Genomic DNA, 11,484 nt, shown 5'->3' with positions numbered 1-11,484 from the left:
GAAGCGGATTTGATCTGCCTCAATCAGCCTGCACGTTTTCGGGCGCTGAGCTATTATTACGGCAACTTCCCGCAGCTCTCCGACAACGAGGTTCTGGATATCATGGCCCTCGCCCGCGGAAATGCCGACGAAAGAAGGCGCTCCGGCCAGCACACCGCGAAAAGATCGCGGCGCGAGACCGATAGCTAGGAGTCCCGCCGATGCAGATCCGCGCTTTGTCCACTCTGGAATGCACCAAACTGCTGACGGCCAATCGCGCTGGCCGGCTGGCCTGCGCGAAGGACGGGCGGCCCTACGTCGTTCCGTTCCATTACGCGCATGCGGACAACCACCTCTATGCCTTCTCCCTGCCGGGCAAGAAGATCGACTGGATGCGCGCCAATCCGCTCGTGTCCGTGCAGGTCGACGCCGCCGGCACGGGTCACGGTTGGAAAAGCGTCATCGTCACCGGCCGTTATGAAGAACTTCCCGATCGGATCGGACACGAGGCGCAGCGTGACCATGCATGGTTCGTGCTGAGCAAGCACTTCGACTGGTGGGAGCCAGGCGCGCTCAAGCCGGCCGCAGCCTCGGATCTGGAGCATCTGCCCCACGTGTTCTTCCGCGTCTCCATCGCCGAAGTTTCGGGCCGCGAAGCGTTGGAGAGCTAGCCTTACATGGCGAGGCCGAGGCGGAAGCCGCGCCAAGCCGACCGCTGGCCAAAGCAGCTGGCAGCGTATGCAGCCAATCTGAGGTAGCCGCCATGGACACGCTCATTGCCCGGCTCGGGGTCGCCTTGGCAATAGGCCTGCTTGTCGGGTTGGAACGCGGCTGGAGAGAGCGCGATGCGCCCGACCGCAGCCGGACAGCCGGCATTCGCACCTTCGGCATCGCCGGGCTTCTCGGCGGCCTGGTTGCGGCATTGGCCGAAGCGCTCAACGCAATGTCGGTGCTGGTTGCAGGCTTCCTTGCCTTCGCTGGCATTTTCGCTTGGTACAAGGCACGCGAAGCCGCGCATGACGAGGATTTCAGCGTCACAACCGTTATCGCGGGCCTGGCCGTCTTTACGCTTGGCGCGCTCTGCGTGGCCGGCGACTTTCGCGTTGCCGCCGCGGGAGGCGCAGCGCTCGCGGCGCTCCTTGCCAGCCGCGAAATCCTGCACGGGCTTCTGAAACGTCTGACCTGGATCGAGCTTCGCTCGGCACTGGTTCTGGCGGTGATGACCGCCATAATCCTGCCCCTGCTGCCGGACCGTCCATTTGACCCATGGGGCGGCTTCAACCCGCGGGAGATCTGGCTCCTGACGGTGCTGATGGCCTCGATTTCCTTCGTCGGTTATGTCGCGGGGCGCGTCTTCGGAAACGCCCGCGGTCTGATTGTGAGCGCGCTCGCCGGCGCCGTGGTCTCATCGACCGCCGTCACCCTGTCACTGGCCCGCACGGCCAATCGGTCGGACAATTCCTTGTCCTTCGCCGGCGCGGCTTCGCTGGCCGCTATGATCTCAATCTTGCGTGTCTGCCTCGTGGTTTTGATACTGGCGCCGCCGGTGACCGCTTACATCGCCATACCCGCGCTCGCTGCCGCGCTGACACTCGGCGTCTGCGGAACGATTGCGCTGGCAATTCGCGGCAGCAAGCCAGAGAGCCCCGGCGCGACGCGCAATCCGTTCGAACTGGTGCCGTTGCTGATCTTTGCGCTGCTGTTCGCGGGCGCCTCGACAGCGAGCGCCGCGTTGGCGTTCCAATTCAAGGAACAAGGCCTGCTGGCGAGTTCCGCAATCGCGGGCGCGTTTGACGTCGACGCTTCGGTGCTCAGCGCCATACGGCTGGTCAAGCAGTCGATGCCGATCGAAACCGTTGGACATGCGGTGCTGACGGCGCTGATGGCCAACGCAATCGGACGCCTGTTTCTGGCCGTATTCGCGGGTCCGGTGAGATTCTGGTTGCCCCTGGCCGGCATGACCTTGACCGCCGCTGCCGCGGGCTACGGCGCCATGCTGCTTCGGTAGGGTTGTCGCGGCCGTGACGCTCGCGCTGGGATCATTCTGATTTGACCCGTATCAAAGCTGCCGGCCCGCTTTCCTGTTGAATGGCCCCCATCATTGCAAAGGTGGGAGGGCCTCATGGCCACAACAGACATCAACGTCCCCATTCGGGAAAGAACCGCGACCCCGGCTTCGGCGAAGCTCCGGCTGGGGTCGCTGACCGCGCTCGTCATCGGCTCCATGGTCGGCTCGGGCGTCTTCAGCCTGCCGCAGAACATGGCGGCCGGCGCCGGTCCGCTCGCGATCCTGATCGGTTGGGCCATTACGGCGGTCGGCATGCTTGCGCTGGTGTTTGTCTACCAGTCGCTGGCGGTGCGCCGTCCCGACCTCGACGCCGGCCCCTATGCCTATGCCAAGGCCGGCTTCGGTCCGTTCGTAGGCTTCAACAGTGCCTGGGGCTATTGGATCAGCGCATGGGTCGGCAACGTCTCCTACGCGGTGATCGTTTTCAGCGCACTGTCCTATTTCTTCCCCGCCTTCGGTGACGGAAACACGTGGCAGGCGGTGCTCGGTGCATCGATCCTGCTGTGGCTCATCCACGTTCTGATCCTTGCGGGCATCCGTCAGGCGGCGGTCGTCAACACCATCGTGACCGTGGCCAAGATCGCGCCTGTCGTCCTGTTCGTCGGGATCGTGGCCGTCGCGTTCAAGCTCAATGTCTGGACACTCGATTTCACCGGGCTCGGCAGCGCTTCGCTCGGCACCATCGCCGCCCAGGTCAAGAGCACGATGCTGGTGACGCTTTGGGTGTTCATCGGCATCGAAGGCGCCAGCGTTTTCTCCGCCCGGGCGGAGCGCCGCAAGGACATTGCGACGGCAACTGTGCTCGGCTTCTTCACCTGCCTTGCCCTCTATGCGCTGGTCTCGTTGCTTTCGCTCGGCATCCTGAGCCAGCCCGAACTCGCCGCCCTGAAAAACCCGTCGATGGCGGGCGTGCTCGAGGCGGTCGTCGGACCTTGGGGCGCCGTGCTCATCAATCTCGCGCTCGTCATCTCGGTCATCGGCGCCTTCCTGAGCTGGACGCTGCTTGCGGCGGAGGTTCCGCATGTGGCCGGAAAGGACGGGACCCTGCCGAAGTTCTTCGGCCGGGAAAGCGAGCGCGGCGTTCCCTCGACGTCGCTGCTGATCACCAACCTGCTCGTCCAGGCCTTCCTGGTGATCACGCTCTTTGCCCAGAGCACCTACCAGGCGCTCTTCTACATCGCTTCGACGGTGATCCTCGTGCCTTACATTTTCTCCGGAGCCTTCGCCGCGAAACTGGCATTGACCGGAGAAAGCTACCAAGGCGGCGAAGGGCGCACCGGACCGCTCGTCGCCGGCGTGCTGGCAACGATCTACGGGCTGTGGCTCGTCTATGCGGCGGGGCCTGCGTACCTGTTCATGTGCGCGATCCTCTATGCCCCGGGCATCATCTTCTACGTATGGGCTCGCCGCGAAGGCAACCAGCGTGTCTTCCACCCGGTGGAAGCCATCATCGCCGTCGCGCTCGTAGCGGTCGCAATCCTTGCCGTCTACGAGATGTGGACCGGCGCTGTCAGCGCGCTTTGAGAGGCCATACAATGACAAATCTCGGAGTGCATTCGGAGGTCGGCCGCCTGCGCGAGGTCATGGTCCACAGGCCGGATCTCAGCCTGCGCAGGCTAACGCCGGATAACTGCAAGGCGCTGCTATTCGACGACGTGTTGTGGGTAAAGCGGGCGCGCCAGGAACACGACGTCTTCGTCGACGCGTTGCGCGAGCGCGGCGTGGTGGTGCATTCGTTCGGTGAGCTGCTTGCCGAGACAATGGCCATCGGCAAGGCCCGCGACTGGCTTCTCGACCGCCGGGTGCATGCCGGCGTGGTCGGCCTCGACATGGTCGACGAGATGCGTGGCTGGCTGAACGAAATGTCGGCCGGCCTGCTGGCAACCTGTCTCGTCGGCGGCATTGCGCGCGCCGAACTGCCGTTCGAGCCCAAGGGCCTGACCGGAAGGACGCTCGCGCCGCAGGACTTCGTGCTGCCGCCGCTTCCCAACCAGCTGTTCACCCGTGACAGCTCCTGCTGGATCTACCGCTCCGTGTCGGCCAACCCGATGTATTGGCCGGCCAGGCGGCCCGAGGCGGCCAATGTCGAGGCTGTCTATCGCTTCCATCCAAGGTTCCGCGACAGCGGCATCCCGTTCGTCTCGCCCCGGGCCGGAACGGGCGTCAGCCTCGAAGGCGGCGACGTCATGCCTGTCGGCGGAGGCGTCGTTCTGGTCGGCATGGGCGAGCGCACCACGCCGCAAGCGGTCGGCGATCTTGCGCGAAGCCTGTTCGCGGCCGGAGAGGCCACGCGCGTGATCGCGGCTCTGATGCCGCGCGACCGTTCCTTCATGCATCTCGACACCGTCTTCACCTTCTGCGACCGCGATCTCGCCACCATGTACCCGCCCGTGGTCGAAAGGCTGCGCACCTTCTCGATTCGGCCGGGAGACGGCGATGCGGCGGTCGAGGTCAGGGAGGAGAAGGAGCCCTTCATCTCGGTGGTCGCGGAGGCTCTCGGGCTGAAATCGCTGCGGATCATCGCCACTGGCGGCGACCGCTACGAGGCCGAGCGCGAGCAGTGGGACGACGGCAACAACGTCGTCGCCGTCGAGCCGGGCGTCGTCATCGGCTACGACCGCAACGTCTACACCAACACGCTTCTGCGCCGCGCGGGAGTCGAGGTGATCACCGTCGAGGGTGCCGAGCTCAGCCGCGGCCGCGGCGGCGGCCATTGCATGACCTGCCCCATCGCCCGAGACCCGCTCTGAAAGGACCCCCAATGTCGATCAACCTTCATGGACGCTCGGTGCTCTCGCTGGACGACCTTTCGGCGGACGAGATCCGCTTCCTGCTGAAGCTGGCCGCCGATCTGAAGGCAGCCAAGCAGGCCGGGCACGAGATACCGCGCCTCGTTCGCAAGAACATCGCGCTCATCTTCGAAAAGGACTCGACCCGCACCCGGACGGGATTCGAAGTGGCCGCCTACGATCAGGGCGCCCACGTCACCTATTTCGGCCCAAGCGGCAGCCATATCGGGCACAAGGAGTCCATGAAGGACACCGCGCGCGTGCTCGGCCGCATGTATGATGCGATCGAATATCGCGGCTTTGCGCAACATCAGGCCGAGCTGCTTGCCACGCATGCCGGCGTACCCGTCTACAACGGCCTGACCAATGAAGCGCACCCGACGCAGATCCTCGCCGATTTCATGACCATGCGTGAATTCACGCATAAGCATCTGTCCGACATGACGGTCGCCTTCGTCGGCGAGGGTCGGGACAATGTCGCGCTATCCCTGGCCGTGGGCGCCGCCAAGGTCGGCGTCGACATGCGCATCGCTTCACCCAAGGAGCTTTGGCCGGACGACGAGTTCTGCGCCCATGTCAGAACCCTGGTGGAGCGCAGCGGCGGCCGCTTCAGGCTGGACGAAGACGTGAAGAGCTGCGTCGAAGGCGCCGACTTCATCTACACCGATGTCTGGCTCTCCATGGGTGAGGACAAGTCGGCCTGGGCCGAGCGTATCCGCCTGCTGACGCCCTATCGGGTGACGAGCGAGGTGATGTCGGCCAGCGGCAATCCGCACGTGAAATTCATGCATTGCCTGCCGGCGTTCCACGATACCGAGACCGAGGTCGGCGCCTCGGTCTCGCGCGAATTCGGCATCGACTGCATGGAGGTCACCGATCAGGTCTTCGAATCGGGCGCGTCGATCGTGTTCGACCAGGCGGAGAACCGCATGCACACGATCAAGGCGCTGCTCGTCGCGACGATCGGCAATTGAGATGCTGATCGTTGCGGCTCTCGGCGGGAACGCGCTGTTGCGGCGCGGCGAGCCCATGACCGCCGAAAATCAGCGCGGCAATGTCAAGCATGCGGCATCCGCCCTGGCGGCGCTTATCGACCAAGGCCATTCGCTCGTCATCACGCATGGCAACGGCCCGCAGGTCGGCTTGCTGGCGCTCCAGTCGGCGGCCTCGAGCGACGGCGCGTTCCCGCTCGACGTGCTCGGCGCCGAAAGCGCCGGCATGATCGGCTACATGATCGAGCAGGAACTTGCCAACCTTATCAGCCAGAGGCTGTTCGCGACATTGCTGACACAGGTGAAGGTCGACCCGGGCGACCCCGCCTTCGCCCATCCGACAAAACCGATCGGCCCCGTCTATGACGAGGCGACGGCGCGACGGCTCGTGGGCGAGCGCGGTTGGACCGTTGCGCCTGACGGCGACAAATGGCGCCGTGTCGTGCCCTCGCCGCGGCCTCTCGATATCTTGGAAGTGTCGGTGATCTCCTATCTGGTCGAGCAGGGCGTCGTCGTCATCTGCACGGGTGGTGGAGGTGTCCCGGTCATCGCCCGCGACGATGGCAGCATGATTGGCGTCGAAGCCGTCATCGACAAAGACCTGGCAAGCTCGCTTGTGGCGCGTCAATTGAAGGCTGACATGCTGCTGATGCTGACGGATGTCGATGCGGTTTATGCCGGCTTCGGTACGCCGCAGGCCCGCGCGCTCCGGCACGTTGCCACGACAGAGATATCGGGACGGAATTTTCCGGCCGGATCCATGGGGCCGAAGGTCGGTGCCGCGATCGAGTTCGCCGAAGCAACGGGCAAGCCTGCCGCGATCGGCAAGCTCGAAGATGCCCTGGCAATCGTCAGGGGCGAGCGCGGTACCTGGTTGGAAGCCCCGCTCAAGGAACCGCAAAACAGCTGATCGCGGTGTACTTGCGCACCGCGAGTTCGCTATGTTGAACGTGCCCAATGTCGACGTGCCGAAGGGATCAATGAAGCAGCTCGAGACCGCGGAGACCACCCGCACCCGCCTTAGAACCATTCCCATGGGGATTTGGGCGTTGGGCTTCGTGTCTCTGCTGATGGACGTCTCTTCGGAGATGATCCACGCCTTGCTGCCAGTCTACCTCGTCACCATCATGGGAGCGTCGATGGTGACGGTCGGCACCATTGAGGGCATTGCCGAAGCGACGGCCGCCATCACCAAGGTGTTTTCGGGCGCGCTGTCCGATTGGCTGGGAAAACGCAAGCTGCTGGCGGTCATCGGCTACGGCCTCGCCGCTCTCACCAAGCCGGTGTTCCCGCTGGCTTCCTCGATTGGCTGGCTGGTGGCGGCGCGATTTGTCGACCGTGTGGGCAAGGGGATTCGCGGCGCCCCGCGCGATGCCCTGGTTGCGGACATCGCCCCCGCCGACGCGCGCGGCGCGAGTTTCGGGCTTCGCCAGGCACTCGACACGGTTGGCGCGTTTGTCGGGCCGCTGCTGGCGATCGGCCTCATGTGGCTGACCGCCAATCAGTTTCGGACCGTGTTCTGGGTCGCGGTTGTTCCAGGCCTTCTGGCGGTCGTGCTGCTGGTTACCGCCGTCCGCGAGCCGGCCCGGCCCACGGGGCTGCGCGAAGTGCGCGCCCCTTTGAGCCTGCCGGAGCTCAAGCGCCTGGGCTCATCCTTCTGGCTGGTTGTCTGCGTGGCCACCGTGTTCACCCTGGCCAGGTTCAGCGAAGCGTTTCTCATCCTGCGCGCGCAGGGCATGGGCCTGCCGATCGGGCTCGTCCCGCTGGTGCTGGTGGTCATGAACGTTGTCTACTCGCTCTCGGCCTATCCGGCCGGCGCGCTATCGGATCGCGTCAATCGCCTGACGATGCTCATCCTCGGCTTCCTGGTCCTGATTGCCGCGGACATCGTGCTGGCGTTCCCTGGAAATCTTGCGGGCGCAGCGCTCGGCGTGGGCCTGTGGGGCCTGCATCTGGGGCTTACGCAGGGCCTCCTGGCAACGCTCGTCGCCGATACGGCCCCGCCGGAACTGCGAGGCACCGCCTTCGGGATGTTCAACCTGTCGACTGGACTTGCGCTGCTGGCCGCCAGCCTGCTGGCGGGCACGCTCTGGGATTTTTTCGGACCGAGGATGACCTTCCTGGCGGGCGCGGGCTTCACGGCGCTGGCGCTCTTCGGCCTTGGCCTCGTCCGTTGGCTGACGCCGACCCTTGGCCAAGACGCAACGGCCCCCGCGGCGGTCGTCACGCCGACAATCACCGGTTCCGCGGGCTAATGGTTTGACGGGATCAAGCCCTCGCCGGCCAGAAAGGTGCGGATTGCCATGCGAACCTCCTGCGTCCGCCCGACGAGAAGATGTCCGCCGGTATCGTAGACCACCAGCTTGGCGCTGGGAATCCTGGCCGCCGCGAACTCGGCTGCCGGCAGCGTGTTGAACAGGTCGTCGCGCGCCGAGACGATCAATGTCGGTGCAGCGATTTCAGCCAGCGGCTGTTCATGCAGCTCCGGAGCGCTGTCGATATTGATGCCGGAGAAGCGCAGCGACAATGGTTCAACGCCTCTGACGAAGCTCATCACACGGTCTCTTTCGGCTTGGGGCGCGGCCGCTACCAGCGCCGGCCGAATGCCGAGGAAGCGAATGAGTACCGATGGCGCGATGTTCTCGGCTGCCCACCAGGCGAAATCGCCGCCGGCGTTGACAGCCCAGAACGCAAACCTGTTACCCGGATCCACGTCGACCGAGACCGGACTGGTGGGCGAATAAAGGGCCGGGACGACCAGAATGAGAGCGGCGACCTTGTCCGGGTGCCGAAGGCTCAGCTCGACCGCTGACCGCGCGCCAGCCGAAACGCCGACGACCACCGCCTTGGAAACGTTCAGTTTGGTGAGCAGCGCCGCGAGAGCATCGGCCTGAGCGGCCGGAGAAGGGTCTTGCGGAACAGGCGTGCGCAGATAGCCGTAGCGCGACGGCGCGATGATACGGAAGCCCTCCCCCACAAGACCGGAAGCAAGGGCAAGGCCTTGATCAAAGCCGCCGCCGGAGCCGTGGATCGAAAGCAGCGGAATGCCCGCGCCGCTGTCGGCATATTCAACTGGGCCGATGTCGAGCTTGGCGACCAGACTGCCTCGGCCGACGGCGTCGCGCAAGCGACCAAGCTCGTTCCTGTAAAGCACGAAAGCCACACCGGCCGCGGTCGCCATGGCGATAAGCATGACCAGCAGGAAACCGCCAATTCGACTCATGCAAGGGCTCCATCAGGGTGAGCGCATATTGACCTGCCTCGCTCGAACGCAAGTCCATCTATCCAAACTGACAGCGCGTTGCGTTGTGGGCTAGCCCACGGCCGCTACCCCAACGACATAGTTCTTTCCGTAGGCTTCGGCGCATTTCGGGCAGGTCGTATAGAAGAAATAAACGTCGCCCGGTTCCGATTTCCGATCACGCGCCATCTGCAGCATCTCTTCGTGCCACTGCCTTGCCTGGCTGAAGGGGCCTTCGAACACTTTCGTCACGAAGTCCCCGCTCAGCGTCGTCATCTCTTCCTCGGGGACAGATTTCGAAACCGAGAAGAGATGTTCGCTGGTCCAGGGCGAGAGATCGCGGCTGAGAACGATGGACTGGCCATCGGCCGAAGCGCCGGCATCGTCGATGTGCCGATTAACGCGCGTGAAAACGCTGCCCATGTTCACGGGGACATGCATGACGCTGTGCGTCACCGCTCTCACGAACGGCTTGTCACGGAAATGCAGCTCCTGATCATCCCAACCGCCGGGGTTGAACTTCGGGCAGCAACCGGTCGTGTTCACGCTGGTATCGTAGTGTGGCGTCTCGTTCGTTCGCATCATCGTCTCCTGACCTGAGAGCCCCATCAGACCAGCTGGCGAACCGGTCCTCATTGATTCCGGTCAACGCCGCCAGGAATGCACAATTGACGCGCGTCAAGGCAGGTCGGCGCCAACGCGGCTATGGGAATCGGTCGGATAGTCTGGAGACCACCATGGCCCACAAACAGGTATTGTTCCGCTCGGCGGCGCGCGAAAAAATCCTGCGCGGCGCGACCCAACTCGCCGACGCCGTGCGGGTGACGCTCGGTCCTCGTTCGAACTCGGTTCTGATCGAGAAAAAATGGGGCGCGCCCATCGTTTGGTCGCCAGCGTGCTGCTCCTGACGAAGGCGACCATGACGGAGATAGCCGAGCCGGCAAAGGAGCGCGCGCTTGAGCCGGAAATGCCGATGTAGTCGGCGCGAAGGACGGTGAAAGCAGGACGCGATATCGCACGATCGCACGGAGAAAAGGGAGTTCGAGATGGCAAGGAGAACTGACAAGATCGAAGTCGGCATGGACCTGGCCGTAAGATGTCGCGTCACCGACACCTGGCAGGATGATCTGGGGGACCGGTGGGCAACGGTGCGCATTGAAGGTCATGACGTGCCAATCAGGTTGAAGGCGGTCCACTTCTATCCCTTCGATGATCATGATATTGCCCGAGCGCAAAGCGCGGTGCGTTGAAACTGGATCCAGGCGACGCGCTTCAAGTCCCTGTTTCGATGCATGTCGTTGTTGTCCCGGAACCGCGCTTCCGGGCGGCTTGCATCAATGCGACATCAAGACCGGCAGACGCAGATTCGACAAAATCCCCTCCGTCGCCCCGCCAAGCACAAAGTCCCTCAGGCGGGAGTGGCCCCAGCCACCCATGACCAGCAGGTTGCCGCCGACTTTAAGCGCATGCTCCTGCAGGGCGACGCCAATTTCACTGTCGCCAGTTTGAATGGACTGGGCCTTCGCACGCAGCCCGCGCGCCGCAAGTCCATGCGCAAGGCGTTCAGCAATATCCTTGCCTGGCAGCACCTTCTCATCGCTCACGCTCACGATCGATATAGCCGATGCGCGTTCCAGGAACGGCTTCGCGTCGGCCACTGCCCTTGCAGCCACGCGGCTGCCGTCCCAGGCGATCACCACGTTGTCGAGCGCACCGACATCTTCGTCACCCGGGAGAATCAAGGCCGGCCGGCCGGAGCTGAACACGACCTCCTCCGCGGTCATGCGGATGGACTCGGTATCCCTCGCCCATCCCACCATGCAGAGGTCGAAATAGCGGCCCTCCCGGGCGGCAGCTTCCCCTATGAACGCGGGCTGCGCTTTCAACTCCTGAGTGGTCAGGGTAACTTTGCACCGCGCGGCTTCGGCCGCGACATTCTCCAGCAGGGCCTTGCCGCGATTCCTGCTGGCAGTCTCGACCTCACGGATCTTGGCAGGGAGGTCGAGCAGGAAGCTGGACAGTGCGTTGGAAACGTCCGGAATGTCGACATTGATGACCGCCGCATCCAGTGTGGCGCCAAGCTGCTTGGCCACGGCCACCGCATTCGACGCGATCTTCGGGCCCGGCGGGTCCGGATAAGTCGGCAGGAACAGGGATGCCAGCATCTGCATAGCTTGTCTCCTTGGATTTTATGCCCGCCTGGCGGACATGGAATGCAGTGGCTACTCAGTTCGACAGCAGCCTGTGGAACGAGCCCGATCCGAGCAGGGATCGCGTCGCGCCCCCGAACGCCCATTCGCGGAACCGGCTATGGCCATAACCACCGGCCACAATGAGATCGGCCCCGATTCGATCAGCTCCAGCGATAATCGAGTCGCCCACCGAGCTTCCCTCGCTTTCGAGCAGTTGGGACCC

Annotated in this window: 13 protein-coding genes and 1 pseudogene; 10 read left to right on the top strand and 4 right to left on the bottom strand. The window is 64.1% G+C overall.

The window, feature by feature from the left end:
- From EOA24_RS42400 to EOA24_RS13795, 8 genes and pseudogenes are all read left to right on the top strand, one after another.
- Window positions 1-189, top strand: a pseudogene (locus EOA24_RS42400) (phosphoribosyltransferase); the annotation flags it as partial.
- Between the two features lie 11 nt (window positions 190-200).
- The gene (locus EOA24_RS13825; RefSeq protein ID WP_126079249.1) at window positions 201-650 is read left to right on the top strand and encodes a pyridoxamine 5'-phosphate oxidase family protein; all 450 of its coding nucleotides are present in this window, start codon (window positions 201-203) and stop codon (window positions 648-650) included.
- 92 nt (window positions 651-742) lie between these two features.
- Window positions 743-1,987 carry an MgtC/SapB family protein gene (locus EOA24_RS13820; protein WP_126079250.1) on the top strand — a complete coding sequence of 415 codons (1,245 nt, stop codon included), beginning with the start codon at window positions 743-745 and terminating at the stop codon, window positions 1,985-1,987.
- 114 nt (window positions 1,988-2,101) lie between these two features.
- The gene (gene arcD, locus EOA24_RS13815) at window positions 2,102-3,571 is read left to right on the top strand and encodes an arginine-ornithine antiporter (RefSeq protein ID WP_127257034.1); all 1,470 of its coding nucleotides are present in this window, start codon (window positions 2,102-2,104) and stop codon (window positions 3,569-3,571) included.
- A gap of 11 nt (window positions 3,572-3,582) precedes the next feature.
- Window positions 3,583-4,797 (top strand): arginine deiminase, encoded by a 1,215-nt coding sequence (locus tag EOA24_RS13810; RefSeq protein WP_126079252.1) that lies wholly within the window; start codon window positions 3,583-3,585, stop codon window positions 4,795-4,797.
- An 11-nt stretch (window positions 4,798-4,808) separates the two neighbouring features.
- On the top strand, window positions 4,809-5,810 hold the full coding sequence (gene argF, locus EOA24_RS13805) for an ornithine carbamoyltransferase (protein WP_126079253.1): 1,002 nt from the start codon (window positions 4,809-4,811) through the stop codon (window positions 5,808-5,810).
- Window position 5,811: 1 nt separating this feature from the next.
- The gene (gene arcC / locus EOA24_RS13800; RefSeq protein WP_126079254.1) at window positions 5,812-6,738 is read left to right on the top strand and encodes a carbamate kinase; all 927 of its coding nucleotides are present in this window, start codon (window positions 5,812-5,814) and stop codon (window positions 6,736-6,738) included.
- A gap of 70 nt (window positions 6,739-6,808) precedes the next feature.
- Window positions 6,809-8,083 carry an MFS transporter gene (locus tag EOA24_RS13795; RefSeq protein ID WP_126083550.1) on the top strand — a complete coding sequence of 425 codons (1,275 nt, stop codon included), beginning with the start codon at window positions 6,809-6,811 and terminating at the stop codon, window positions 8,081-8,083.
- Here the strand turns inward: EOA24_RS13795 and EOA24_RS13790 are convergent.
- Both EOA24_RS13790 and EOA24_RS13785 read right to left on the bottom strand, forming a co-directional pair.
- Window positions 8,080-9,051, bottom strand: a complete 972-nt coding sequence (locus EOA24_RS13790) for an alpha/beta hydrolase (protein WP_126079255.1) — start codon at window positions 9,049-9,051, stop codon at window positions 8,080-8,082. The two genes, EOA24_RS13795 and EOA24_RS13790, sit on opposite strands and share 4 nt — an antisense overlap.
- A gap of 90 nt (window positions 9,052-9,141) precedes the next feature.
- Window positions 9,142-9,654, bottom strand: coding sequence for a hydrolase (locus EOA24_RS13785; RefSeq protein WP_245491031.1), 513 nt, complete (start codon window positions 9,652-9,654; stop codon window positions 9,142-9,144).
- An 83-nt stretch (window positions 9,655-9,737) separates the two neighbouring features.
- Between EOA24_RS13785 and EOA24_RS13780 the strand changes: the two genes are divergently transcribed.
- Both EOA24_RS13780 and EOA24_RS13775 read left to right on the top strand, forming a co-directional pair.
- Window positions 9,738-9,977, top strand: coding sequence for a hypothetical protein (locus EOA24_RS13780; protein WP_126079256.1), 240 nt, complete (start codon window positions 9,738-9,740; stop codon window positions 9,975-9,977).
- 138 nt (window positions 9,978-10,115) lie between these two features.
- Entirely contained in the window at window positions 10,116-10,319 is a 204-nt protein-coding gene (locus EOA24_RS13775) for a hypothetical protein (protein WP_127255652.1), read from the top strand.
- Between the two features lie 84 nt (window positions 10,320-10,403).
- Here EOA24_RS13775 and EOA24_RS13770 read toward each other — a convergent pair whose 3' ends face one another.
- Complete coding sequence (locus tag EOA24_RS13770) at window positions 10,404-11,240, bottom strand: universal stress protein (protein ID WP_126079258.1); 837 nt, start codon at window positions 11,238-11,240, stop codon at window positions 10,404-10,406.
- A 55-nt stretch (window positions 11,241-11,295) separates the two neighbouring features.
- Window positions 11,296-11,484: universal stress protein (locus EOA24_RS42395; protein WP_245501791.1), on the bottom strand; the 189-nt coding region annotated here is incomplete at its 5' end.

Source organism: Mesorhizobium sp. M2A.F.Ca.ET.039.01.1.1, assembly GCF_003998035.1.
In the GTDB taxonomy this organism is placed as follows: domain Bacteria; phylum Pseudomonadota; class Alphaproteobacteria; order Rhizobiales; family Rhizobiaceae; genus Mesorhizobium.
The sequence above is the reverse complement of the archived record's forward strand: the minus strand, read 5'-3'. Positions and strand labels throughout refer to the sequence as shown.